Origin of the sequence: Alteribacillus iranensis (genome assembly GCF_900113025.1) — a bacterium.
Lineage (GTDB): Bacteria > Bacillota > Bacilli > Bacillales > Marinococcaceae > Alteribacillus_A > Alteribacillus_A iranensis.
Genome location: NZ_FONT01000008.1, coordinates 1 through 25,017 on the forward strand (window position 1 = coordinate 1; position 25,017 = coordinate 25,017).

Annotated in this window: 24 protein-coding genes and 1 pseudogene; 4 read left to right on the plus strand and 21 right to left on the minus strand. The window is 42.4% G+C overall.

What is annotated here, in order from left to right; translation table 11 throughout:
- Positions 1–102: 102 nt before the first annotated feature.
- Positions 103–261: pseudogene (locus BM095_RS14375) on the minus strand (iron chaperone); the annotation flags it as partial.
- A gap of 140 nt (positions 262–401) precedes the next feature.
- Between BM095_RS14375 and BM095_RS14380 the strand changes: the two are divergent.
- Positions 402–782 carry a hypothetical protein gene (locus BM095_RS14380; protein WP_091663376.1) on the plus strand — a complete coding sequence of 127 codons (381 nt, stop codon included), beginning with the start codon at positions 402–404 and terminating at the stop codon, positions 780–782.
- A gap of 35 nt (positions 783–817) precedes the next feature.
- Here the strand turns inward: BM095_RS14380 and BM095_RS14385 are convergent, their stop codons facing one another.
- Positions 818–2,209, minus strand: coding sequence for a DHA2 family efflux MFS transporter permease subunit (locus BM095_RS14385; RefSeq protein WP_177194837.1), 1,392 nt, complete (start codon positions 2,207–2,209; stop codon positions 818–820).
- Positions 2,210–2,378: 169 nt separating this feature from the next.
- The gene (locus BM095_RS14390; protein WP_091663383.1) at positions 2,379–3,134 is read right to left on the minus strand and encodes an alpha/beta hydrolase; all 756 of its coding nucleotides are present in this window, start codon (positions 3,132–3,134) and stop codon (positions 2,379–2,381) included.
- Between the two features lie 258 nt (positions 3,135–3,392).
- Here BM095_RS14390 and BM095_RS14395 point away from each other — a divergent pair, with 258 nt between their 5' ends.
- The 3 genes from BM095_RS14395 to BM095_RS14405 all read left to right on the plus strand — a co-directional run bounded on the left by BM095_RS14395 (position 3,393) and on the right by BM095_RS14405 (position 6,157).
- Positions 3,393–3,614 carry a heavy-metal-associated domain-containing protein gene (locus BM095_RS14395; protein ID WP_091663385.1) on the plus strand — a complete coding sequence of 74 codons (222 nt, stop codon included), beginning with the start codon at positions 3,393–3,395 and terminating at the stop codon, positions 3,612–3,614.
- Between the two features lie 57 nt (positions 3,615–3,671).
- Positions 3,672–5,567: a heavy metal translocating P-type ATPase gene (locus BM095_RS14400; protein WP_091663388.1), complete on the plus strand. Its 1,896-nt coding sequence runs from the start codon at positions 3,672–3,674 to the stop codon at positions 5,565–5,567.
- 149 nt (positions 5,568–5,716) lie between these two features.
- Entirely contained in the window at positions 5,717–6,157 is a 441-nt protein-coding gene (locus tag BM095_RS14405; RefSeq protein WP_091663394.1) for a Dps family protein, read from the plus strand.
- Between the two features lie 78 nt (positions 6,158–6,235).
- Here the strand turns inward: BM095_RS14405 and BM095_RS14410 are convergent, their stop codons facing one another.
- The 18 genes from BM095_RS14410 to BM095_RS14495 all read right to left on the minus strand — a co-directional run bounded on the left by BM095_RS14410 (position 6,236) and on the right by BM095_RS14495 (position 24,989).
- Complete coding sequence (locus tag BM095_RS14410; protein ID WP_091663397.1) at positions 6,236–6,436, minus strand: hypothetical protein; 201 nt, start codon at positions 6,434–6,436, stop codon at positions 6,236–6,238.
- A gap of 117 nt (positions 6,437–6,553) precedes the next feature.
- Positions 6,554–7,684, minus strand: a complete 1,131-nt coding sequence (locus BM095_RS14415) for an MBL fold metallo-hydrolase (RefSeq protein WP_091663400.1) — start codon at positions 7,682–7,684, stop codon at positions 6,554–6,556.
- A gap of 171 nt (positions 7,685–7,855) precedes the next feature.
- A complete protein-coding gene (locus BM095_RS14420) occupies positions 7,856–8,791 on the minus strand; it encodes an endonuclease I family protein (RefSeq protein WP_091663403.1) in 936 nt (311 codons plus the stop codon).
- A gap of 263 nt (positions 8,792–9,054) precedes the next feature.
- Positions 9,055–10,278, minus strand: coding sequence for an NO-inducible flavohemoprotein (hmpA, locus tag BM095_RS14425; RefSeq protein ID WP_091663406.1), 1,224 nt, complete (start codon positions 10,276–10,278; stop codon positions 9,055–9,057).
- Between the two features lie 198 nt (positions 10,279–10,476).
- The gene (locus tag BM095_RS14430) at positions 10,477–11,346 is read right to left on the minus strand and encodes a 2-oxoacid:ferredoxin oxidoreductase subunit beta (RefSeq protein ID WP_091663409.1); all 870 of its coding nucleotides are present in this window, start codon (positions 11,344–11,346) and stop codon (positions 10,477–10,479) included.
- Positions 11,327–13,090 carry a 2-oxoacid:acceptor oxidoreductase subunit alpha gene (locus BM095_RS14435; RefSeq protein ID WP_091663411.1) on the minus strand — a complete coding sequence of 588 codons (1,764 nt, stop codon included), beginning with the start codon at positions 13,088–13,090 and terminating at the stop codon, positions 11,327–11,329. Before BM095_RS14435 ends, BM095_RS14430 begins: the two co-directional genes overlap by 20 nt.
- 175 nt (positions 13,091–13,265) lie before the next feature.
- On the minus strand, positions 13,266–13,499 hold the full coding sequence (locus BM095_RS14440; protein ID WP_091663414.1) for an indolepyruvate ferredoxin oxidoreductase subunit alpha: 234 nt from the start codon (positions 13,497–13,499) through the stop codon (positions 13,266–13,268).
- 366 nt (positions 13,500–13,865) lie between these two features.
- Complete coding sequence (locus BM095_RS14445) at positions 13,866–14,393, minus strand: cupin domain-containing protein (RefSeq protein ID WP_091663417.1); 528 nt, start codon at positions 14,391–14,393, stop codon at positions 13,866–13,868.
- A gap of 335 nt (positions 14,394–14,728) precedes the next feature.
- A complete protein-coding gene (locus tag BM095_RS14450) occupies positions 14,729–15,433 on the minus strand; it encodes an ABC transporter ATP-binding protein (RefSeq protein WP_091663419.1) in 705 nt (234 codons plus the stop codon).
- Positions 15,430–16,185 carry an ABC transporter ATP-binding protein gene (locus tag BM095_RS14455; RefSeq protein WP_091663422.1) on the minus strand — a complete coding sequence of 252 codons (756 nt, stop codon included), beginning with the start codon at positions 16,183–16,185 and terminating at the stop codon, positions 15,430–15,432. Before BM095_RS14455 ends, BM095_RS14450 begins: the two co-directional genes overlap by 4 nt.
- Positions 16,160–17,179: a branched-chain amino acid ABC transporter permease gene (locus BM095_RS14460; protein ID WP_091663425.1), complete on the minus strand. Its 1,020-nt coding sequence runs from the start codon at positions 17,177–17,179 to the stop codon at positions 16,160–16,162. Before BM095_RS14460 ends, BM095_RS14455 begins: the two co-directional genes overlap by 26 nt.
- On the minus strand, positions 17,176–18,036 hold the full coding sequence (locus tag BM095_RS14465; protein ID WP_091663427.1) for a branched-chain amino acid ABC transporter permease: 861 nt from the start codon (positions 18,034–18,036) through the stop codon (positions 17,176–17,178). The genes BM095_RS14460 and BM095_RS14465 overlap by 4 nt, the downstream gene beginning before the upstream one ends.
- A gap of 97 nt (positions 18,037–18,133) precedes the next feature.
- Positions 18,134–19,396: an ABC transporter substrate-binding protein gene (locus tag BM095_RS14470; protein ID WP_177194838.1), complete on the minus strand. Its 1,263-nt coding sequence runs from the start codon at positions 19,394–19,396 to the stop codon at positions 18,134–18,136.
- On the minus strand, positions 19,386–21,770 hold the full coding sequence (locus BM095_RS14475) for a xanthine dehydrogenase family protein molybdopterin-binding subunit (RefSeq protein WP_177194839.1): 2,385 nt from the start codon (positions 21,768–21,770) through the stop codon (positions 19,386–19,388). Before BM095_RS14475 ends, BM095_RS14470 begins: the two co-directional genes overlap by 11 nt.
- Positions 21,771–21,781: 11 nt before the next feature.
- Complete coding sequence (locus BM095_RS14480; protein WP_091663440.1) at positions 21,782–22,312, minus strand: (2Fe-2S)-binding protein; 531 nt, start codon at positions 22,310–22,312, stop codon at positions 21,782–21,784.
- The gene (locus BM095_RS14485; protein WP_091663442.1) at positions 22,312–23,190 is read right to left on the minus strand and encodes an FAD binding domain-containing protein; all 879 of its coding nucleotides are present in this window, start codon (positions 23,188–23,190) and stop codon (positions 22,312–22,314) included. Before BM095_RS14485 ends, BM095_RS14480 begins: the two co-directional genes overlap by 1 nt.
- Before the next feature lie 28 nt (positions 23,191–23,218).
- Entirely contained in the window at positions 23,219–23,671 is a 453-nt protein-coding gene (locus BM095_RS14490) for an SRPBCC family protein (protein ID WP_177194840.1), read from the minus strand.
- Between the two features lie 49 nt (positions 23,672–23,720).
- On the minus strand, positions 23,721–24,989 hold the full coding sequence (locus tag BM095_RS14495; RefSeq protein ID WP_091663575.1) for an MFS transporter: 1,269 nt from the start codon (positions 24,987–24,989) through the stop codon (positions 23,721–23,723).
- Positions 24,990–25,017: the final 28 nt, after the last annotated feature.

Here is a 25,017-nt window from a genome sequence, read left to right on the forward strand (position 1 = left end):
AAGAAAGGAAGCTTTCCATGAGGCACAATGGAAAGTGTGCCACTTACAGGCGATTCATCTCCCACTTTACACTTCGTAGGAAGTGGAAGTCTTCTCGCCCAAAACGATAAAGGTATCGTGATCGGTGAACATAGGTTGATTCCACTTTACTACTGGGGTAAGGTTTGGAAAGGTATTCGCGGTCCACTCTAATACCTCCTCCATGCGGTCACGATGTTCGTCTTGATCAATGTTAGCCAAAAAGGATTCAAATTCTTTCATATTCTACCCCTCCCTCGTTCGTCATGTTATCTATCATTCTACCCTCTTCATCCAGGCCCGGCTGCTCAAAAAACGTCTTTCTCTCTATCGACGGTGTGAGAAAACCCTTCTATAATAAAAGGAGAGAAGGGGGTGGAGAAGTGGAGTCTATTTTACAAATCACATTCGCAATCGTCGTATTACTGATTCTTTATAAGTTTAATATTATCAAATTACCTTTACGCCTTTTTTTCCGTCAAACGTACACAGGGAAGAAAATATCCTTGGCCTATCGACTTTTTAACGGAGGGTACCATCATAATTTTGTCGTGAATTCAAATACAGAATATATTGTCCATTTTGACGTAGGCGTGGAACAAGGGACTCTTCTTATTCGAATGAAAGGAATACTTGAGACGACGTTCCACGAAAGTGAAACAGGAACGATTCGAATCACGACGAGAGATCCTTTGCAAAGCATTTATGTGGAGGGACATTCTACAAAAGGAACGTGCCGGGTGGAACTAGAAGAAGCTTCTTAATACATAAAAACGGCATACTGCCTTTTTTCTCTCCCTTAAGGTTCCCTTTTTCTTCTCCCCCATACAAACAAACCAAAGGCAAGGATAGCTAATACACTCATCGCTATAAAAGCTCCGCGTGTTCCTCGTAAAAACGCTTCCTCGTACGGCAAGGCAGTGTCTGTCGTACGTATACTGATCATCGTCGTTAATAAGGTAACTCCAATTCCCATCCCAAATTGGCGCAAAGTTGTCATAATCGATGTTCCGTGGGCAAGCTCTGACCGCGGCAGCCGGTTCATAGCCATGGTCACTTGCGGCATCATCGTCAAACCGATTCCTGCCATGAAAATGCAGAATATAGCACTAACATAGATGGGAGAAGTCTCTTTCTCAAACGAAATAAATAAAAAACACGCAGCCATTAATAGAAGAAAGCCACTGGAAATGACCGTTTTTCCACCGTATTTATCAAACAAATGCCCGCCGAGAAGAGAAGTGATGGATAAGATGACCGTCCCCGGGAATAAGAGAATTCCCGCAACAAATGCGCTGCTTCCTTGGGCGTTTTGAGAAAACAACGGTAAGATCGTCTCTGCCGACAAGAGTAACATGGCAATGATAAACACCGAGCCGGTCATCCATGCGAACGCCTTATTTTTCATGATGGTGACATTTAAGGTCGGCAACTTCAGCATATTTTGTCTTTTGATGAAGAGGCCTAAACAAAGGATGCCGATCAAGAGTGGAAGCCCGACCAACCAGTGAACGAAACCAACGACACTTATCATGCTTGTTCCATATAAAATGCCCGTCAAACTAATGCTTGATAACACCAGCGATGGGATGTCCAATTGAGTCGGCCTTCGCTCTGTGACATTTACCATATACAAGCTGGCGAGAATAAGAAACAAAAATGCAGGCGGTAATATGATTAGAAATAAATAAGGCCAGGAATAAAAATCGACGATTAAGCCTGCAATCGACGGTCCAATGGCCGGTGCTACGTTCATGACGAAACCAAGTAACCCCATGGCACGGCCTCTTTGATTCTCGGGATACACCATCAATAATATCGTTTGCACCAGTGGCAGCATAATCCCGGCTCCGATAGCTTGAATAATGCGAGCGACTACAAGAATGACAAAGGAAGATGCCAGCCATCCGACCAGCGTCCCAATTACAAGCATTACGAGTGAGCTGATGACGAGATGCCTTGTCGTGAAGCGGTCAATTAAATAGCCGGTCATCAGAATAAAAATAGACGTTACTAGCAAAAAGGAAGTGGTCAACCACTGGACTTGAGTTGCATTGATGCTGAAATCTCTCATAATCACCGGGTACGCCGTGATGAGGAGAAATTGATTTAACAGAAACAGAAAATTTGCGCCAATGACAATGAAAATAATACCTCGTTTCTGTTTCTTAGGTAATGTGGAAACTTCCAATGAATCCCCTCCCCTCATATACGTGCATGTATGAATGCCAAAAAATACAAGCCGCCTACCGAGCTCGACAAGCACTGGAAAAGGAAGTTCGACTAAAGAAAAAGGAACTTCTACTAAAACCGCCCACGTCGTGTGGGCCTCCAGAGCGGCTGGGCGCTGAAGCTAGACATCACTCCATGAATGCTTTCTTATCTTTTATTAAAAAGGTGTAAATATCTTCGTTTACTTGTCTGCTTTCCTCTCCCGTTGTGATCCGGTGCCCTGATTTCTCATACCATTTCAGCGATTTATCTTTCGCTCCTACCTCATGATAGATAAGAGGAGCACTTTTTCTATAGACAGCATCATCTAATGTACCTTGCAATATGTAGGTTGGTGCTTGTATTCGCGGTAACCCTTCACGTGCTTCTTGAATCATTTCTTGTATTTCTTCCAAGTGTGGTGCTTCCTGTTCTTGAAAGCACGGCATTTCTTCCTCTATTTCCAGCTTCTTTTTCCCTTGCAGCTTCTTATATTCTATGAAATAGTCCAACACACGTTGATAAAATTCACTTGTGTTTTTTCCTTGAATCGGCGTACTCATGGTAACTAGTCCTGTCACCGGTAATTCGGATGCCACTTTTAAGGCAAACACCCCTCCCAATGACACTCCTGCTACGACAATATCGGTATACCCCTTTTCTCGTAACTCCCAGTAACCGGCTACCGCGTCTTCCCACCACGTTCTCGGATGTACTTGCAGGAGTCGTTCCGGTTGCTCCCCGTGGCCCGTATATAACGGAGCATGAGACGTCCATCCCCGTTCCTTTACGTACAAGCCTAGCTTTTTCACATCCCGGGTGCTTCCTGTAAAACCATGCAGGAGCAGAATTGCTTGATCTCCCGCCTCATATGTAAAAGATTTCGGTGGTACAATCCTCATCATAACGTCCACCCCCTTTCTTTTCTATCTTAAGTTGGGTCTTTACTTCCTTTATTTTAGCATACTCCTCACTAGCGGCTAGATATCTGATAATGGACTACGAAACATTGGATGCAGCCCCTCTCTTCGCTCCATATGCCGTGTTCTGCCTTTTTGACTCGTTTCACATCACTTCTTCGCAAATTTTGACATGCATCAAAGAAACCCCCCCCTACCTTCGCTTACACTATATATAGAACAAAACAAAGGAGAGAATTACTGATGAAAACAGCAAAATTTCAACTAGAAACACTAACCTGTCCCTCTTGCATAAAAAAAATTGAAGGTACGCTTAGTAAAATGGACGGAGTGGAGAATGTAAAAGTCTTGTTTCATGCAAGCAAAGTTAAAACGCAATTTGATGAATCAACAGTTCAAGCAGAAGAGTTAAAAGAAACAATTCGTAAGTTAGGCTACCCTGTGTTATCCACGAAAGTTTCATAGATATGAAGTAATGCTGCCGTAGAGCAGCAGCTTCCCGAATGAAAGGATAGGATAAATATGTTTCAATGGGTTCATCAACAAACCAATCGGTTGACACTCTTTTCCGGAATTTTATTAGCCATTGCCTTTGTTTCATACTTTCTTCACTATCATGCGTTACAGCAAAGTGCCTTAATAACCGCAACTATCATTGCTGGTGTGCCTATTGCCTTGAAAGCATACCAGTCGCTCTGTATGAAAGCATTCAGCATTGACTTACTCGTTACCATTGCCGTGATAGCGGCTCTCTTCATTGGAGAATATGTAGAATCCGCTGTCGTTACCTTTTTATTTTTGTTCGGAGCCTATTTGGAAGCACGGACGTTGAAAAAAACCCGTTCTTCGATTCGGGAATTGACTGAGATGGCTCCTCAAGAAGCGATAGTGAAACGAAACGGCAAGGAACTTACCGTTTCTGTGGAAGAGGTAGAAGAAGGCGACAGGGTCATTATTCGTTCCGGCAGTAAAATTCCTGTCGATGGTAGTATCCTTACAGGAGCAGCGACTTTAAATGAAGCAGCTGTGACCGGAGAATCAGTCCCAGTTAAAAAGAAACAGAATGATAACGTCTTTAGCGGCACGATGGTTGATAATGGGTATATTGAAATGACCGCGGAAAAAGTTGGAGAAGACACGACGTTTGCGAAAATCATCGAACTCGTCGAGGAAGCGCAGGAATCCAAATCGAAAACACAACAATTTTTGGACAAGTTTGCTAATGTTTATACTCCTGCCGTCGTTGTAATCTCCGCGCTCGTATTCTTGATTACCCGGGACTTGCATCTAGCTATTATCTTTCTCGTTGTCGCTTGTCCGGGCGCTCTTGTGATCGGAGCACCTGTCTCGAATGTTGCAGGTATCGGAAACGGTGCAAAAAAAGGCGTGCTCGTAAAAGGCGGCGACGTGATGGATCGTTTCTCAAAAGTTGATACTCTTGTCTTTGATAAAACTGGTACCTTAACAAAAGGAAAACCAGAAGTGACAGATATCAAAACGTTCCAAGGATACGGAGTAAATGATGTGTTGCGTTTGGTTGCGATAGGAGAAACTCTTTCCGAACACCATCTCGGTCAAACCATCGTGACAGAAGCAAAAAAACGAGAATTACCTATGGATAGTTCCCCTGAAGACGGGGAAGTCATAAAAGGAAACGGTATTCGGGCGATCGTGGAAGGTACCCCTCTGCTCGTCGGAAACAAGGCACTCATGAAAGCGGAACATCTTAACATCCCGAACAATGTTCTTGAGTATGCCATCATGCAGGAGAAGAAAGGGAATACGGCCATTTATGCCGCCATTCATGGAGAAGTGGTGGCCGTGATTTCAATCGCGGATCAAATTCGCGAGGATGCCATCCCTGCTCTCCATGAATTACGTCAACATGGTATTCAAAAAATTGTTATGTTGACCGGAGACAACCGTCATACGGCCGAATTAGTTGCCACAACCCTGGGACTTGATGAATTCCATGCCGAACAATTGCCAGCAGACAAAGTCGCTTTTATTAACAAGCTACAAAAAGACGGTCATATCGTTGCAATGGCTGGGGATGGGATCAATGATGCACCGGCTATTGCGACTGCTGATATTGGAGTAGCTATGGGAGAAGGCGGTACCGATGTTTCAATGGAAACAGCTGATCTCGTACTGATGGCGGACAAGCTGATGCAATTCTCTCACGCCTACTCGTTATCGAAAGCCACCATGCGCAACATGAAACAGAATATGTATTTTGCGGTCGGGATAGTATTTGTTCTGTTACTTGGCGTTCTGATGGGCGGCATCCACTTGGCATCCGGCATGCTTATCCACGAAGCGAGCGTACTATTAGTTATCTTAAACGCCATGCGATTAACTCGGTACCACAGACAACCGAAGACCCAAGAGCCTCCTGCCGTCCTGCAACCAGCTTAAAGAGAAACACAGAGAGAGCGTCGCGCACTCCTTCTTTGTTTTCTCTACCATCCAAGTGGTATGTAATAAAGCAAAAGGTTAGGAAAAATAGTAAAATTCCCCTTAAAGTGATATATTAAACAAAGAACCAAAATAAAGGAGGTTATGATATGGAGCTACATGAAATACTTAACAAACAAATCGCTAACTGGAATGTCCTTTACGTCAAACTCCACAATTACCATTGGTATGTGAAAGGGGATCAATTTTTCACGCTTCACGCCAAATTTGAGGAGTTTTACAACGAAGCGGCTGTTCACATTGACGAGCTGGCGGAAAGATTGTTAACTATTGGCGGAAAACCGGTCGCTACGTTAAGAGAATTTCTCGAACTTTCTACCGTGCAGGATGCGACAGGACAAGAAAATGCAGACCAAATGGTAGAAACACTAGCGAATGACTTCACCAAAGTGATCGAAGAATTGAGAGAAGGCATGGACGCCGCAGAGAAAGCAAATGATGAGACGACAAGCGATATGCTGCTTGCGATCCATACCAGCCTAGAAAAACACGTGTGGATGTTACGCGCTTACTTAGGAAAGTCCATGTAATGTGATAGGCATGTCTGCAGCGCCAGGGCAAGGGAGAAGATCTCTCTTGCCTTAGACATTTTTTCCTTTCATCCCGCGTTATTCCTCGTTTGTTTCTTTGTCGCGATAATAGGCAGCCCGCACATCCATCACACTTAAAATGTACTCACACTCTTCGATTTCAAACGTATTCCTTGCTCGTTGAAAGTAATCCAGGCAATATAGCACGTGCTTTCGCCACTCTTTCAGTTCACGTTCCGTACATTGAAACACCCGTTTCCTGACTTCCTCTCTATGCATGGCACCCGTCCTCCTCTCTTTTCTTCAGCCTACCATTTCCTTCTTGAAGCGTCGATTCCCTTTCCCATATAAAACCATATCCCCCCCTGTGTAATACAGGAAGGGATATGGAGAGTTTTAGTCTGTATGATGAACAGCGCAGCGGTTAGGCCCTATTTCCAACTCTTGCATTCTTTCTGTATCGGCTGTACGTTCGCCGCGATTTAGGGCGACAATATCCTCAAAGTTCGGAGGCTTCACAGAGCTCGCTGATTGTTCTACATGATGAAGGAATTCTTCTTTCGTCGTCTGAAACATATTTTCATTACGTTTACGAATGTCTCCTAATGTACTTCCCACATAACCTTGCTTATTTAGTTCTTCATCTAAATCAGCGTAGTGACCGGGAAGGACGATGACATCGTCAGCAATTTGAGACACTTTGGAAGATACTGTTTCATACAAATCGTTTGCCCATTCTCTCACTTTGTTTCCTAAGTCTGGCCGTCCTAGACCGCTCACAAAAATGGTATCTCCGGAAAACAAGAGTGTGTCATTGACGAAGAAAGAGACACTCCCCGGGGTATGACCGGGTGTTTTTACCGCTAATACTTCTAATTTCACTTGATTGAACTCGATTGTTTCATAGTTTTCTAACGGGTTGAAGTCAAAGACAGCTCCTTCACTCTTCATCAAATAGTAAGCGGCTCCTGTTTTTTCAGAAAGTAATATACCGCCAGAAATATGATCGGCATGGAGGTGAGAATCAACAACATGTGTAATGACCGCACCTGCCTCTTTTGCAACCTCAACATATTGATCTACGAAACGAGAAGGGTCAACAACAAGGGCTTCGCCGTCCGAGATGACCATATAAGAGAGACAACCTTTCCCAATTCGAACAAATTGATACACTGTCATGTTACTGTCTTCATATACTTTGGTTTGTCGCAAGTATTCACTCCACGACTTCATCCCACCTTTTAAATAAGAAGCTTGTACCCCTGCTTCTTCAAGCATGTCGGCTACCATTTTTGAAGAGCCTTCTTTGGCACATACTACGAAGATATCTTGATTTTTTGGGAGCTTGTCCAAAATAGGCTCTATCCCATCAATTAACTCAAAGTAAGGAACATTCAGATATTCCAGGTTTTCTCCTTCTATTTTCCAATCTGCAAAATCACTTTCATTCCTTACGTCCAAAATAAACGCACTTTCTTTGTTCCATACTTTTTCCGCTATTTGTTGAGCAGTTACTTCGTTTGCCATTTCTTTCCCTCCATTTACCCCTATGGGTATAATTTTTGTTAAAAAAATTTCTTTGCTGCTTTTGTATTGGTTTGTACCTACACTATATACCCATACCGGTATATAGTCAACCCCCTCTGATCGATTGAATGGTAGTTCCTAGTATTCGGAGCTGCCAAAAGAGCCTGAGGTTCACCGTGCGGACAAGCGATATAAGTCATTAATCAAGGGAGTTAAAATGTTCGGATGATCAATAAAAGGATTGCGGTTTCCTTGGATTTCAAAAATAGCTTGATTCCGATGCTTCTCATGTCTTGTGACAGGCGAGTTTTCATGCCACTTCACAAGCGTCTGTATGTTCAGTTTTTGGCGGGCGTTTTTATTCAATTCCCTCGGATAACGCAATAAAAAATAAAGCGTTGCTCGAGCGGCCTCCCCTTTTCCGTACCGCGGTTCAAACCGTTCTCCATCATACGAACCACAACGGTTAGAAACGGTTCTTGTTTCTGTTTGCGAAAAGTCGTCATAAGGATAATTGCTGCGAATTTTGTTACATTCCGGCTCGCAAGCAAACAAATGATGCAAATCCCCCTTCATCGGTTCTTTCGCTCGAAACCACGACTGAGGGACGACGTGTTCTGTATTTAGTCGATACTTTCTCGCTAAATGGATCATTTTCTTTTTACGCGCAGGAGAAGAGTGATCGCCGAAGAGATAGGATTGATAATGTGCATACCGTTTTTCAATCATTTCCTTATCCTCGACCATGACTTGCGAAGGATTCTTTTCTACCCCTGAATACAGCCCTTTTAATTTTCCATTGGGCTGAAGGTCCACCCACGTATAAAGAAACTGCCCTTTCGTGATGTGATACGGGTAGGTGTATTCGTGAGTGACTGTGAGAAGGTGATGTAAGTCCATCAGCAATGAAACAGAGGAAGACTGGTTCATACCCACTCCACGATAGTAACGCTCCATCCATTTGTGATCTTGTTTTTCGTCATAATACAACGTTTCATGGAGAGGCAGCGGATCCACGTTAGCAGAAAGAGCCTTTTGATCACTTTCCCTCAGATGATGTAATTCTTCTATGATGTCATCGAAAAATAGTTCTCCCCCATATTCCATCCTGTCTCTCCCCCCTCATTCTATATATGTATTCTCTGATGGAATTACATGTTCAATTTTCCATTTTTTCTTCTTCTTTAATTTTATCATGAATTCACTGTTATTCCGTGAAACGACTCCTAACTATATGTTAGAGGAAAATAACAAAACTATTAAAAAACGAAAGGGTGGTGTCTCGCTAGCTGCTTTTTCCTGAACGAGAAAAAGCACAACTCTCGATCGAAGAGTTGTGCCTGATCTATTTCCTCCCGTCCTGCCGATGTTTATTGATCGGGGGCTTCTTCTAGAACACTGACCGGATTAAACACCTCGTAATGGCTTCGTTCTTTTGGGACCCCTGCCTTTTTTAAATGTTCATTGATGGCTTTCATGAATGGTACAGGGCCGCAAAAATAATAATGAGCGTTCTCCTCTGGTAAGATGGATGTTAACCACTCATAGTCGATATATCCTTCTTTATCAAAGCGTTTCTCTCTCCGATCTTCTTCTATCGGTTGGTTATAACAGACATAGCTCGTAATATGGTCGTTCTTGGCTGCTAACTGTTCGACATGCTCTCTCATGACATGAGTGGTGCTGTTTTCTGTCGCATGAATAAATAGGACAGGCCGCGTCGTATCGGTGGCTGCCATCGTATTCAGCATACTCAGGAGAGGAGTAATCCCAATACCGCCGCTGATGAGGACGATCGGAGCATTCCCTGTATCAAGTGTGAAATCTCCCGCCGGTGCAGCAAAAGCGAGCGTGTCCCCTTTCTTCACATTTCGATGTAGATGATTGGAAACAATACCATCCGGCGTACTTCCTTCGCCCTCTTCTCGTTTTACGCTGATTCGGTAATAGTCCTGGCCGGGAGCATCCGACAAACTGTAATGCCTCATATGTGTATATGTTTCTCCTTCGATATCTGCTTTTAAGGTCAAATACTGACCAGGTTCATACGAAGCGATAGACTTTCCATCAGCAGGCTTTAAATAAAAAGATGTAACTTCATTGGATTCTGTCACTTTCTCATCGACCCGGAAATCACGAAAACCAAGCCAGCTTTCTTCTTCTCTGTCATCATACAGTTCTTGTTCTTTCGTAATAAATATATCGGCAATGTAGTCATAGGCCTCTTTCCATGCTCCAATTATTTCGTCCGTCGCTGCGTCTCCCAGAACGTCCTGCACCGCTTCTAGGAGAGTCTCTCCTACAACGGGGTACTGCTCGGCCTTCACTCCTAACGCTACATGTTTTTCCGTAATCCGTTCCACCAGAGGTTCAATTTCTTCTAAGCGATCAATGTGTTGACCTGCGGCATAGACGGAATAGGCTAACGCTTCTTGCTGAATGCCTCGCTGCTGATTGGTTTGATTGAAAATGTTGTATAATTCAGGTGCTTTCGTGAACAGTTTCTTGTAAAAAGTCGTTCCGATTTCTCGGCTATGTTCTTTTAGAACGGGGGCGGTTTCCTTTACAATTTGGAGAGTATTGGAATCAAGCATGCGGTCAATGTCCTCCTTCTGAGAAAATCATTCTTTAGTATCTATCCACCTCTAGACATTTATACAGCATGACTATACCCCGCACGTTCTCCTCTCACAAGATAACTATTATATGTTTTTACGGTAAAAAAGCGTTCCGCAGTTAATTGCGGAACGCTTCGTTTTCTGATCGATAGGTACGTATAGAGATGACAACCGTTACATGAATTCACCGACAAGGCTTTCAAAGTAGTCCGGATCAAGGGCTAGGTCTTGATGAGCCAGTGGCTTCTCGTCATACCCTTTCACCATATCTTCGTATGCCGGGCGGTCTTCTTGATAAATAATACCGGTGACGAGACTGTTGTGCTCCATGAGAGTCGTCATCGCCTGAGTGCGGTTCGTGTTGTCGTACCCTTCGATGTCGCTCAGCTTCGTCAAGTTTTCTTTAAACCAGTCATACGTGTTTACTTTGTTGTAGGTGACACAAGGACTGAACACATTAATGATCGAGAACCCTTTGTGCTGGATTCCTGCTTCGATGGTAGCGGTCAGTTCTTTAATCTCCGTGGAAAAGCTTTGGGCCACGAACGTCGCGCCGCTCATGAGCGCGGTTTCCATCGGCGGCAAGGCTTGTTCGATCGATCCATCCGGCGTCGATGATGTGACAAACCCGTCATCCGAACGCGGCGACGTCTGCCCTTTCGTCAGTCCGTACACTTGGTTATCCATGACAATATACGTGATGTCCATATTCCGGCGCATCGCATGGATCGTGTGGCCAATCCCAATCGCAAATCCGTCTCCATCCCCGCCGGCAGCTACTACCGTGAGATCCCGGTTCGCCATTTTTACTCCTTGCGCAATCGGCAGGGCACGACCGTGCGTCCCGTGAAACCCGTAGGAATTAATATAACCGGAAATTCGCCCGGAACATCCAATCCCGGAAACGAGCGCAAGGTCCTCGGGAGTGAGTCCGACGTTGGCAGCGGCACGCTGGATCGCGGATTGGACGGAAAAGTCCCCGCAGCCCGGACACCAATTCGGTTTGACGTTATTTCTGAAATCTTTAAATGTGGATGGACTCATGTTCTAACAACTCCTTGCTTCCTTGATAAATCTCTTCCGGGTAAAAAGGATCCCCGTCGAATTTCAAGTGACTGTGTATTTTATCGATTTGTCCGACGTTCATTTTGATGATATTAGCGAGCTGACCCGTTGCATTGTTTTCCACCACCAAAACTTGTTTGGCGGCGTCGACATACGGCTTCAGCTGTTCGGTTGGGAACGGATGAATCAACCGAATGTGTGCATGATTCGCTTTGATGCCTTCTTTCTCGAGCTCGGCCATCGCTTCTTCGATCGCCCCTCGTGTCGCATTAAAACCGACAAGAAGGAGATCCGATTCCTCGTGCGGCGCGTTCACCGCTACTGGGTTTGGAAAGCGTTCGACTAAACGGTCGAGCTTGCGCATCCGTTTTTCCATCTGGTCTTTCCGATTTTGCGTCGCTTCTGTCGGCCGTCCCTCTTCGTTATGTTCAAGCCCGGTCACATGATGAATTCCGTTTTTCGTACCCGGCAAGACGCGAGGGGAAATACCATCTTCCGTGACTTGATAGCGTTTGAAGTAAGCGTTTTTGTCTTCTCGCTCTTTCACTTCATCAAGGACCTTTCCTCTCCGGATGTCTACTTGAGTCAGATCAAACGGCTCCACCGTTTGTTTTGACAACGAAAGCTGGAGATCAGACAACAGAATCACCGGACACTGGTACTCGTCCGCAATATTAAACGATTCTGCCGCATCGTAAAACGCTTCATCCGCGGTACTCGGGGCCATGACCACTTTTGGGATGTCCCCATGTGTACCGTAAATCATCTGCATGAGGTCGGACTGTTCTTGTTTTGTCGGAAGTCCCGTTGACGGGCCGCCGCGCTGGGTATCTACCACAACGAGCGGCGTTTCTGTCATTCCGGCTAACCCAATGGCTTCCATCATCAAAGACAGTCCTGGTCCTGCGGACGCGGTAAGAGAACGAACTCCTGCATAATTGGACCCGATCGCCATCGAACAAGCGGCGATTTCGTCTTCCGTCTGGATCACAGTCCCGCCGACGTCCGGTAATTTTTTAATTAAGTATTCCATAATATCGGAGGCCGGTGTGATGGGATACGCCGGCATCATCCGTACGCCTGCCGCAAGGGCTCCCAACGCAATGGCATCGTTTCCAATCATGTACATGCGCTTTTCCCCATCCGCGGCAGCGAGGGATAGAGACTCCTCCTCGTTTCCGAGACTGTCTTTCATATAATGAAAGCCCGCTTGCATCGCCTGCATATTCTTCTCCACCATATCTTCGCCTTTCCGGCCAAAGATCTCTTGGATGATGCTGGTGAACACTTCCACTTCCATACGCAGAACCGCACAAGTCGCCCCAATCGCAACCATATTCTTCATTAATGCCGTTCCGTGTTCCTTGGCAATCTCGGTAAACGGAACAGCATGGAGGTCTGCTTTCGAATCCGCGGGGTTTTCCGGCTTGAACTTAGCGTCCGCAATGATAACCCCGCCTTCACTCAATTCATGATAATTCACATCAATCGATTCTTGGTCGAACGCCACCAGAATGTCCAACTCTTCCGATACGGCATTCACTTTTTCCGTGCTGACGCGAACTTTGTTGTTGGTGTGGCCGCCTTTGATGCGAGAAGAAAAATGACGATAACCATACAAGTGATAACCCAAACGGTTCATCCCAACCGAGAAGATTTCCCCTGTACTCTCAATGCCTTCCCCTTGTTGGCCGCCAACTTTCCATATGATTTCCTCTCTCATTCATTCCACTCCTATTTTTGAGTTTCATTGATTATACAACAATTTGCAGAATAAATAAACTAGTTAAACACTTTTTGGTATACAAAATTTTGTATTCGAAAATAAATGAAGGAAGTTTCTTTACTGTTTTAGTTAAATATAATAAGAAAAGAAGCCCACGTCAGACGAGACTTCTTCAATTAAAAAATGACTGGTTTATTTCGATATATTTTTTTTCGGATTCAGGTATTTCATCCTCTTCATAAATAGCTTCTACGGGGCAAACTTCCATACATGCTCCACACCCGATACAACTGTCCGGGTCAATGTAATACATGTTTTCTCCCTCTTCAATACAGTCAACCGGGCAGACCGACACACAATCTGCAGACTTTTCATTCTGACATGCTGAAGTAATTACAAATGCCAATTTTATTCCTCCTCATGTGATTTAATTAATAGAGCTGTCTGTCTTCTGGAATAAAAAGGAGATCCTATACTCATTTATAATCAAAAGGTTTGGTTATCCTCATCCCTGCCAAAGATGCACGTATTTATGCTTTTCTCTTCCTATGTATCATTTCCTCATGCCACTTCTCAGAGGCTTTTTACAATAAACGATAATATCTTAGAAGATTTGTTTCTTAAATGACACGTGCTTCTACCGGTTTACTGCATCCTTCTTTCGCTTCTATGAGACTAAGTTTCCGACTTCTGACAAACCGGTTATAGGACCATTACATATATCGGGCTATCTCTATTTAGTAGACAACCCGATATACAAAACCACAAACAATTACTTGTCTGCCTGACTTATTATTGCTTCGCGTTCTTTTTTACGCTCTAATCTAACTTTTTCCAGTTCACTTCCCTCAGGGTACGTTGGTAATTGTGGTTTCGGTGCCCCTAGCATAACTAGCATTAACGCATCCTCTTGGCCGTCGTTACGAATGCCTCGGTAATACCCCGGAGGAACACTAATGCAATCTCTCTCATTTAATTCAATTTCATAATCCTCTCCGTCCACCTGAAGAAGTACTGTCATTTCACCTTTAAGGATAAAGAAAACCTCTTCTACGTCTGAATGTAAATGAAGCGGGCCGATAGATCCTGACGGTAACACCATGGTGCTTAGAGTGAAATTATTCGCCTCAATGACACTAGCATCGGCATTAGCTGTTGCTCCTCGACCAATATATCGCATCTGAGCACGGCGATAACGCGGGTCTACATCTTCTTGAAAAGCCAACACATCCCAATCCATCTTTTTATCCGAAAGTCTACCTACATATTTTTTCTCAAATTCCTCTACAGAAAAACTCATTTTATTTCCTCCCCTTCATAATGGTATTCACGAAATTCTATGGAGGGCCCGACCCATAATGTTTCGCGAAGACGTTTTGTTTTATATATAAAACTATGTTTTAACTACACTTATATTTTATAATTTAATTTGTTTTCTGTCAATTTATATCCCGTAAAATTTCGAATGAAATGTAAGTTTTTTATATGGAAGCGTACTTGTTTCACAAAAAACTAAATAAAAAAAGTCACTTGCTAACACGTTACTATCCTACTCGAAATGAAACATAGAATAGAAGACTTTGTTAGAAGTGACCATTTTGATAAATATTTAATTATCCTATCTGTTTAATTTATTTATACCCCTAAGTGAGTATGTAACACTTCTTCTTCTGAAAGTAATTGATCAGGTGTGCCTTCCCATACCACTACACCCTTATTCATGACAGCTACGTGATCAGCGATAGCACAGGCTAATTCTAAGTTTTGTTCTACGACCAACATGGACAGCCCTTTGCTCTTCAATTCTAATATTATGTTCTTAATTTGCTCAATAATGACTGGTGCTAATCCCTCAGATGGTTCGTCCATTAGTAAAAAAGATGGGTTGGTTAACAATGCCCGCCCTATGGCCAGCATTTGTTGTTGTCCTCCAGACAGTTGATTCCCCATGTTATTTGCTCGTTCGCGCAGTATCGGAAACATACTGTAAATTTCCTCTTTGGTCCATCGTTTTCCCTCTTTATTTGCTTGATCTCTTTCTGCAATTAACAAATTTTCTTCTACCGATAAGGAAGAGAATATCCTTCTTCCTTGAGGTACTAATCCAATTCCTGATTGAGAAATAGAATGAGGAGGCCGGCCATTTAAACTTTGTCCGTCAAAATGAATACTGCCTTTTTCCGGTTGAACCAAACCAGAAATAGAATGAATGGTCGTTGTTTTTCCAGCGCCGTTTCTCCCGATTAGAGCCATGCACTGTCCTCGGTCAACAGCAAGGGACACGCCGTGTAAAATATGACTGTTTCCATAATACGTGTGTACTTCCTCAAGCTCTATCATTTGGACAAGGCACCCCCTCCAAAATAGATTTCTTGAATCATTTGTTCACCGCGAACGCTCTCTGGATCACCTGATAATAAGGCTTCTCCGTGATGGAGAACAGTGATTTTATCTGCAATTGAAAAAACGACTTCCATGTCGTGTTCAATGATGAGTAAAGTAATATCTCTAGGTATTTTCTTAATAAAGTTTGTGAATTGACTCGTTTCAGAAGGTGACATACCTGATGTCGGCTCGTCCAGTAAAACAAGAGTAGGATTTGAACTTAAAGCGAGAATAATTTCTAAGAGACGTTGCTCTCCATAGGATAATTGGTTAACAAGCCACTTTCTTCTCGCATACATGCCCCACTCCTCTAGAACTTCCACTTTTTTCTCATTAACATCTTTGTATTGTAACAATGGTTTCAACGGATTGAACTTATAATCTTTATTCCCTAAGATGGCTAAATGAACATTTTCTTCTACTGTTAAATCTTCAAATAAATTATTTTTCTGAAAAGTTCTTGACATCCCTTTCTTTACTCTTTTGTATGACTCTTCATCGTGAATCGGTTTATCCTTAAAATAAACCATTCCAGAAGTAGGAGTGAGGGTTCCATAGATACAATTAAATAATGTTGTTTTTCCCGCCCCGTTCGGACCTATAATTACATGTCTCTCTCCATTTTCCACTTCCATATTTACATTTTTCAGGACATGCAATGCTTTAAACGATTTATTTAAATCACTGACTTTTAGTAATGCGTTCATTCACCATCTCCTCCTCTTCTTTCACTTCCACTACATTTCTTTTTCTCTCACTAAACATCTTCTTTCTCATACGGACAATACTGTTCCAAGCGAGAGATAGTAAATGAATGATGCCTCCACGTTTCAACATAACAATAGCTATAAAAATAAGCCCTAAAATAAGACTCCAACGATCAGTAAATGAGCTTACATAATTTTCAATAAAAACAAAGGCTCCTGCTCCTAATGCGGGCCCGAATATCGTACCATAGCCACCAATAAAAACCATGATCATAGCTTCCGCAGCTGTATGGACAGAAAACAACTCTGGACTAACAAATTGGTTTTTATAAATATATAGGGCCCCAGCTATTCCTGCCATTCCACCTGCCAGGGTATAAGCTGCTGTTTTAAATATTTTTGGGTTAAATCCAAGCGCGGTCATCCTGCTCTCATTTTCCATAACACCTTTTAAAATTTTCCCCATAGGTGAAGAAGTATAGACTTTTAGCAAGAAGTAAGAGAGGACAAAAAATACACCGATCATATAAAAAAGTCCTGTACTTGAAGCAATATTACCAAAACCAAAGTTTGCACGAACCATCGTGCTCATTCCATCTGCACCGCCCCATAAATTCATACCAGAAGATATCAAGTATAGGACTTGTGTAAACGCTAACGTGACCATGAGGAAAAAAATCCCTGTGTTACGCATCGCTATAAAACCTGTTATCAAAGAAAAAATTAATGTAAGAATCAAGGCAGCCCCTAACAGAACATATACGTTGCTCACATACTGACTTAATGCTACAACGGTATAGGCACCTAGCCCAAACAAAGCACTATGTCCCAGTGACGGCATTCCCCCAAATCCCATAATCAGCCCTAAGCTCATTGCAAATATGGCCATGATTAATACTTCTGTAGATAAATAGATAACATACGGCGACGCCACAACAGGTATGAATAGCACGGCTGCCATTAATCCGATCGTAGACAAAATAATACGTTTCATGTTTCAACCCTCCCAAATAAGCCAGTTGGTTTGAACATTAATATAACTACCATTAATACGAAAATTAAGGCCATTGAAAAAGTTGGAACATATAATTTTCCGAACACATCCACCAATCCAACTAATATTGCTCCAATAAAAGCACCCTTCCAACTACCTAACCCACCGATGATTACTACAATTAACGAATTTACGAGGATCTCGTACTCCATTGTTGGATACATTCCTAAAATAGGGCCGCCTAATACACCACCGATTGCTGCTAAGCCAGCTCCAAACAAAAAAACGCCGGTAAACATTAATTTAATATTGAAACCAAGAGCGGACACCATTTTCATATCATCTACGCCAGCTCTGACCACCATTCCTATTTTTGTCTTATTTTCAAAGTACCATAGCAACACAGCGAAGAGTATTCCTACAAATAACACAAACAAACGATAGGCTGGAAAATAAATCTCTCCTACCTCTATGGAGAAATTCAAGATCCCTGGAACTGGAACGGATAGAAAATCTCCTCCCCAAATCCATAGTGATAAATCGCCGAGAACGAATATTAACCCTAACGTTAACAATACTTGGTCTGTCTCACTGCTTTGTACTTTTGATATTAAAAACTTTTCTATAACGAAAGCCAGCAAGACAATTACAATTACTGCTAAAACTAATCCAATCCAAAAATTCATTCCACTTCTTATGAAGGTATAAGCGACATAAGAAGCTAAAATAAAGAAAGAACCGTGGGCTAAATTAATGATCCTCATTAAACCATAGATAATGGATAACCCGGCTGCCATTAAAAATAAGAGCATTCCATAAGTTAATCCAGATAACAAGTTAGTCAGCACAAAACTCATAACCGTACTCCCTTCATTAAACTAAGCATGCAGGGGTTGTCTCCTTCTTGTCTTGAGATCTTCAAGAGCATTTATAGGTTGAGACAACCCCCTTTTCTTATTTTTGCGGTGTATATCCCGGATTCTCAGTTGGCATAGCAACCTCTTCGTAGGTACGTAATAATTCAAAACTTACTTCGCCATTTTCTTCAATACCCTCTAATATATAAAGATTTTGCGTAGGATGATTTGTATCTGGATCCAATGTAATTGGTCCCCTCGGGCTATCAAATGAAATACCATCGTTCAAAGCAGCCACTAAATCATCTGAATTCGTACTTCCTGCTTGTTCAATCGTTTCTGCTATCAGTTTTCCTGTATCATATCCATTAACAACATAAGCATCTGGGGTCTTGGAGTATTTTTCCTCATAACTTTTAACAAACTGTTTATTTAAATCGTTCTCTAAACCAGGGTAATAGTGAGCAATCGTTTGTCCACCCACCACGTCTTCCCCGACAGATTCAATAGTAGATGGTGCGTTCAGGACGGATGACCCGTCGATTAATCCATATTTTTCACCTAGGCCAAAATCTTTAAATTGTTGAATAAAGCGTGGTCCATCTGCGCCAGGGAAAAAGAAGAAGACAGCTTCAGGGTCCGTTTGCTTTATCTGTGATAAATAAGAAGAAAAGTCACTCGTTCCAGAAGCAGGCCACATGACATCTAATACCTCGCCACCATTCTCTTCATAGTTGGCAACGAAATCTGTTGCGATCTCATGTCCAGCTACGTAGTCAGAGGCAACTACTACTGCCGTTTCTCCTATATTTTCTGCAACATCCTCACCTTGCGTACCAGCATATTGTATGGAAGAAAATCCAATTCTCCATGAATAGTCACTCTGATCTTCCCAAGATAAGCTGTTTCCAGAACCTACTACATTGATCATAGGGACTTGTTTATCTTGCTCCACAGCTTCTGTAAGCGCATATGCTATACTTCCAATGACTCCGCCACCAAAGAAATCAACCTGATGGTTCATCGTTAGTTGTTGGTAATTTTGAAGTGCTTTTTGTGGATCTCCCCCATCATCTTCAATAAGCAATTCAACATCGCGAGAGCCAATCTTGTAGTCATTTTCTTCAAAATAAAGCTCGATGCCTTCCTTCACTCCTTCACCCATGAAAGCGTAGTTGCCTGTCAAAGATAATGTAAATCCTAACTTCACTGGGTCTTGACCAGAAGCTTCCGTTTCTGAACCGGTTTCCGCATTTTCATTTCCGCCACAGGCGGTAAGTACCAACACAAGTCCGAGAAACAATACACTTAATTTAGTGAGCATTGTTTTTTTTATATTTATTATAGTTTTATCCTTCATGAACAGCTCCCTCTCTTTTTGCTTTTTCATTTTTTTCAGCCTTCAAAATCAAGGAACGTAAATTACTCGGTGAAATAGGAAGCTGATTTAAGTTGATAGTAAGCGGAGATAGTGCATCAGAAACGGCATTCGCTAATGCAGCAGGAGGTGATATGGCTCCTCCTTCACCGACTCCTTTAATCCCTAAAGGATTACGAGTTGATAAATACTCTTGATGGTCCATTCTCACTTTTGGAATTTCCATAGACGTTGGCAACAAATAATCCATGTAAGTTCCTGAAATTAATTGACCATTCTCATCATAAACCAACTCTTCATATACCGATTGTCCTATTCCTTGAGCAATCCCACCTTGAATCTGCCCCTCGACTATTTTTGGATTGATAATCTTACCGCTATCATGGACGATAGAATAGTCGATGATATCAAACTTGCCAGTTTTCTTATCGACTTCTACCACTGCCACATGGAAGCTTGATGAATAAGTGACCGTTGGCGGGAAAAAATAATACGTCCCTTCAAGGTCCGGTTCTACATTTCTTTTCGCTTTAAACAAGGGGATTGGTTTCGCTAGTTGTGCAAGCTTACGAAAAGAAATAGACTTTCCATTTTTACTTTTAACTTCCCCATCTTTTAACGTTACATTGTCGATGGTGTCACTGAGTTCATCCGCAGCCAATCGAAGCAGCTTTTCTTTCATGATTTGAGAAGCTTCGTACAATGCGCTCCCAGCATTTACCGCACTTCGACTAGCAAACGTTCCTGCTCCATGTGGGAGAGCGCCTGTATCTCCGACGCGAATCAACACATCCGTAGGATCCACATTGAACTGATCAGCAACAATTTGAGCTAAAGTGGTTTCATGGCTTTGTCCTTGTGGACTCGCCCCCGCACTGGCAATAATTTTCCCGGAACCATCCAGTTTGACAACCGCCCCTTCAAACGGCCCGGTACCTGTCCCTTCCACATATGAGGAAATGCCGATCCCGATCGACTTCGTATCATCTTTTTTCTCTTCCTTTACTTTTTTATATTTTTCATATTCGGAAATTTCTAGTACTTTTTCTAACGCTTCCGGATAGTTACCGCTATCATAGACAACCTTTCCACCATCTTTATAATAAAATCCTTGATCATAAGGCATTTCTTCTGCCCGGATCAGATTCTTTTTTATGACATCTACCATGTCCATTCCTAACTTTTCTGCTACTAAATAAAGGACACGGTCCATCGTAAATACTGCTTCAGGTCTCCCTGCTCCTCGATACGGTACGTTTGGTGTTTTGTTTGTTAAGACGATTCTAGCATTCGCTTCATAATGAGGAATTTTAAATAGTCCTCTCATATGGGCGGCAGTATTATACGCGCAAGTTAAGTTAAAATAGTTCATACAACCCGAGTCTAAAATATAGTTATCTTTTAAACCTAGGATATCTCCATTGTCATTGAAAGCAACTTCCACTTTATGCAATTGATCTCTCGAGTGACGTGTTGCTTGTAGGTGTTCTACCCGATCTTCAACCCAACGCACGGGCTTATTCAGTTGTATGGATAGATAGGATACTAAGATTTCTTCAGGGTAGACGCCCCCTTTTGGGCCAAAGCCCCCTCCTACGTCAGGTGCTATCACTCTTACATTCTCTTCTATTAGACCTAACATGGATACTAAATAATTTTTAACTACAAAAGGGATTTGGGTTGATGTATAAACCGTTAGTTCATCTCTTCGACGATTATAATTAGAAAGAATCCCTCTTGTTTCTAACGGGTTACAATGAATTCTAGGAAATTTGATTTCTGTTTGAAGTACCTGATCTGCCTCTGAGGCTGCCTTTTGAAAGTCACCTACAACGACTTCAAAAGAAGTGTGAACATTGTTTTTAATATTCTCGTGAACTAGCGGTGAATCATTCTCGACCGCTTTTTCTGGATTTACTACAGCGGGCAATGGTTCATAATCAACTTCAATGAGTTCAAGGGCATCCTCCGCAACGTAACGATTTTCTGCTACAACTACCGCAATAGGATGTCCGACATACAGAACTTTTTCGCTGGCTAATAATTCTTTTGATGCCACCTGGGTCATGAGATTAATCTCTTCGGCATTTGGCGGGGTTTCCCCAAACTCTTTAAAAAATTTAAATGGTTCAATGAGGCCCTTTATATCATTTCCTGTTAAAACAGCTGCAACTCCTTCTAGTTCTTTAGCTTGTGTCGTGTCTATTTTTTTTATTTTTGCGTGTGCATGAGTGCTTCTTAAGAAAGCTGCTTCATGGGAGTCGGCCATTTTAATATCAGCTACAAATTCTCCATTACCTGACAGTAAGCGATGATCTTCTTTTCTTCGTACGTTTTTCCCTATAAAGTTACTCACTCTCTCACCTCTTACATTGATCGATTTTTCGTGTAATCCATCACCGCATCTACAATATTGGAATAGCCTGTACAACGACATAAATTCCCTGAAATCACTTCTCTGACTTCTTCTCTTGTGGGAGACGGGTTCTTATCTAAATAATCAGTCAGTGTCATTAAGAATCCAGGTGTGCAAAAGCCGCATTGAAGAGCATGATGTGTAGAAAATGCTTCTTGAAGTCCGTTCAGTGTACCTTCATTGGTTGCGAGGGATTCAACCGTCTTGATATCATAACCATCGGCTTGTACTGCAAACATAAGACAGGATCGTATCGATTCATTGTTCATAATAATCGTACAGGCTCCACAGACCCCATGTTCACATCCTAAGTGTGTTCCCGTTAAATCTAGTTCCTCACGCAAAAAGTCAGATAACAACATTCTTGGCTCTACTGCTTTGTTTACGACTTTTCCATTGACTGTCAATGTGATAGAAACACGATTAGACTGTACTTTGTGATCGTTCGCATCTACTTGGGGTTGTTCGACACTGTTCTCCATTATTGTAACGCTCCTTCCACATTTCCAGCAGCTTGGCGTAGTGCACGCTTCGTTAACTCAACTGCTAGGTCCATTCTGTACTCAGCCGTTCCGTGAAGATCTGTCTCTGGCTCCAGAGAATCTTTTATCTCTTCGCTGGCCTTCTCAAAAGTACTGTCTGTTGGCTCTTTTCCTATCAAATACTCCTCTAGTTCTTCTGCCACGTAAGGGACTTCATGCGCACCTCCGATCCCTACGTTTGCTTTCGTAATCAAGTTCTGGCTATCAATTTCTAAAACAGCAGCCACAGACACTAATGCAAAATCTCCCTGGCGCCTTGTTTCTTCAATAAATGCATATCCGGCTTGAGGAGAAAGAACAGGTAAGACAATTTCTGAAACCATTTGTTGTGGCTCAAGGGCAGTTAATAAGGTTGTTAAATAAAATTCATCTGCCGTATAGTTTGCTGTCTCTTCTTCGTCCACGACTACAATTTCCCCACGTAATGCCGCAAGAATAAGAGGTAGTTCTGCTGAAGGGTCTCCATGTGAGATACTACCCCCAACCGTACCTCTCGTCCTTATTTGGGAATGCCCAATGTGTCTGATGGCGTCACGAAGCAATGGATTATATGTTTTCACAAGAGAAGATGTTTCTACATCTATCTGTCTTGTCCCACCTCCAATATGAAGAAAGTCACCTTCATGACGGATATAATTTAATTCTTCCAGTCTGCTAATATCAATCAAATACTCCGGTGTGGAAAGTCTCATATTCATTACAGGAATTAGACTTTGGCCGCCAGCTATGATTTTGGCCTCATCTCCATACATACTTAAATACTCTAAACATTCCCTTACACTTTCAGGCCTTACATACTGAAACGTTGCGGGTTTCATTCAATCCCTCCTGACTTCACTTCTTTTATTAATTCGTGTATGCACCTTTCTTCAATTGTTTCTTAATATCGTCGAAGAATTTTTTAGCCATGAATTTTGCAATACCTCCCAAGGCTCTACTTCCTACACCAGCTATTTTTCCGCCGATTTCTGCATCACAGTCCCATTTTAAGAGGCAGCCTTCCTCCGTTTCTTCGAGATTACAATCCATTTTCATACTCACATGACCTGGTGAGCCACTTCCTTCCGCTTCCAAAAGGTACTTGTTTGGTTTCTCTATGTCTGTCATGTATACTTTTCCGTTGTATTTTCCTTTTACTGCTGCTACTCCTAAGCTCATTGAAACATCGTAACTTCCGTCCTCCTGGAGCGTTAATCCTTCACAACCAGGAATAGCATGTTTTAATATTTCTGGATCATGAAGCGCTTTCCAAATATCTTCTCTCGGATAATTAAATTTCACTTCATTTGATAACTTCATGGTATCTTCCTCCTTTAATATAGTTAAATCATGAATAGAGACATAGAGATTAAGCAACATGCGATTCTTTCTTTAATTGCCGAACTTGGTTTGCTTCTGTCTTAAGAGTAAAGAGGTAGGCGATAAACCCAAGGGATGCAAATACGATTAATAACACGATAGAAGATGTAAAGCTGCCACCACTTATATCGCGCATCCAGCCCATGACATAAGTGGCAAACCCGCCAAAAATGTTCGTGAATCCCATCAGGCCGGCTGCTCGTCCTGCTGTTTCTTTTGTGGAGTACTTCACGATAAACAAATTGCTCAGATGAAAAACTCCCCCCATCGTTCCCATGGCAATCCCTAACGCGAGACCTGAAACAATAGCAACCCCAGAAGTGGTGGCAATAGACAACATTACCGCACAAGAAATAAACAAAATGGTTGCAATAAGACTCGGCCGCTTCGTTTTGTCAGCTAAATAACCACATCCGAGAACAAAGGCTAGGGCAAACAGCCACGACAAGGATGTAATCGCTGTCATCATTTCTACATTAAAGCTCTTCGCTTGGCTTAAATAAGTAGGTAACCAAATGCTGATTCCGAAGAATAAGAAAGAAGCCATAACCATACCGAACCAAACGATCCAATAACGAAAATCTTGTGTGAAATTCTTCTGTTCTTTATCCTCAGAGATATCCGTAGTTTTTATATAATCTACTTCTTCTTTACTCATCCCTGGATGTTCTTCCGGGTTATTCCGCATCAAAAAGATGATCATTGGAATAATAATCAGCAAATTCGCAGCTGCGAGCAGGAAGAACGTGGCGTGCCATGTGAAGCTAGCAATAATCGCAGAAATAAAGATAGCCCCAAGAGCGGGTCCTGCATAGTTTCCAGAAACCCAGGAAGATTGAGCCCGTCCAATTTCGTTTTTGTGGAACCAATTGGCGATGAATTTGCCACATACAGGAATCATCATTCCTTCCCCAATACCTAATACGATCCTAGTAAGCATAAACATACCGTATGTAGTAGAAAGTCCGCCCATTATCATGGTTACGGACCATATCAGCACTCCTATGATCGCAGTTAAACGGGCGCCATATTTGTCTATAAAAAATCCCCAAAAAAAGTTTGACAGAGCGTAGGCTACGAAGAAGATAAACGTGAGAAATCCGATCTTTCCGTTTGCATTTTCTCCCGTTAATCCTAAATCACTTAAAAATTGAGGATTCGTTTGTATAACGGAAATGCCCAATTTGTCAATTTGTCCAAAGAACCATAAAAAGAAAACTGGCATTGCAATATAAAACCAACGCTTGTTGTTTTTCATATCCATGTTGTCACCTCAAATACACCGA

Excerpts from the sequence above, each read along its gene's own strand:
- BM095_RS14390 (WP_091663383.1), bottom strand. The coding sequence starts at position 3,134 with ATGATGAGGATTGTACCACCGAAATCTTTTACATATGAGGCGGGAGAT.
- BM095_RS14395 (WP_091663385.1), top strand. The coding sequence starts at position 3,393 with ATGAAAACAGCAAAATTTCAACTAGAAACACTAACCTGTCCCTCTTGC.
- BM095_RS14400 (WP_091663388.1), top strand. The coding sequence starts at position 3,672 with ATGTTTCAATGGGTTCATCAACAAACCAATCGGTTGACACTCTTTTCC.
- BM095_RS14405 (WP_091663394.1), top strand. The coding sequence starts at position 5,717 with ATGGAGCTACATGAAATACTTAACAAACAAATCGCTAACTGGAATGTC.
- BM095_RS14410 (WP_091663397.1), bottom strand. The coding sequence starts at position 6,436 with ATGCATAGAGAGGAAGTCAGGAAACGGGTGTTTCAATGTACGGAACGT.
- BM095_RS14415 (WP_091663400.1), bottom strand. The coding sequence starts at position 7,684 with ATGGCAAACGAAGTAACTGCTCAACAAATAGCGGAAAAAGTATGGAAC.
- BM095_RS14420 (WP_091663403.1), bottom strand. The coding sequence starts at position 8,791 with ATGGAATATGGGGGAGAACTATTTTTCGATGACATCATAGAAGAATTA.
- hmpA (WP_091663406.1), bottom strand. The coding sequence starts at position 10,278 with ATGCTTGATTCCAATACTCTCCAAATTGTAAAGGAAACCGCCCCCGTT.
- BM095_RS14430 (WP_091663409.1), bottom strand. The coding sequence starts at position 11,346 with ATGAGTCCATCCACATTTAAAGATTTCAGAAATAACGTCAAACCGAAT.
- BM095_RS14435 (WP_091663411.1), bottom strand. The coding sequence starts at position 13,090 with ATGAGAGAGGAAATCATATGGAAAGTTGGCGGCCAACAAGGGGAAGGC.
- BM095_RS14445 (WP_091663417.1), bottom strand. The coding sequence starts at position 14,393 with ATGAGTTTTTCTGTAGAGGAATTTGAGAAAAAATATGTAGGTAGACTT.
- BM095_RS14450 (WP_091663419.1), bottom strand. The coding sequence starts at position 15,433 with ATGATAGAGCTTGAGGAAGTACACACGTATTATGGAAACAGTCATATT.
- BM095_RS14455 (WP_091663422.1), bottom strand. The coding sequence starts at position 16,185 with ATGAACGCATTACTAAAAGTCAGTGATTTAAATAAATCGTTTAAAGCA.
- BM095_RS14460 (WP_091663425.1), bottom strand. The coding sequence starts at position 17,179 with ATGAAACGTATTATTTTGTCTACGATCGGATTAATGGCAGCCGTGCTA.
- BM095_RS14465 (WP_091663427.1), bottom strand. The coding sequence starts at position 18,036 with ATGAGTTTTGTGCTGACTAACTTGTTATCTGGATTAACTTATGGAATG.
- BM095_RS14470 (WP_177194838.1), bottom strand. The coding sequence starts at position 19,396 with ATGAAGGATAAAACTATAATAAATATAAAAAAAACAATGCTCACTAAA.
- BM095_RS14480 (WP_091663440.1), bottom strand. The coding sequence starts at position 22,312 with ATGGAGAACAGTGTCGAACAACCCCAAGTAGATGCGAACGATCACAAA.
- BM095_RS14485 (WP_091663442.1), bottom strand. The coding sequence starts at position 23,190 with ATGAAACCCGCAACGTTTCAGTATGTAAGGCCTGAAAGTGTAAGGGAA.
- BM095_RS14490 (WP_177194840.1), bottom strand. The coding sequence starts at position 23,671 with ATGAAGTTATCAAATGAAGTGAAATTTAATTATCCGAGAGAAGATATT.
- BM095_RS14495 (WP_091663575.1), bottom strand. The coding sequence starts at position 24,989 with ATGAAAAACAACAAGCGTTGGTTTTATATTGCAATGCCAGTTTTCTTT.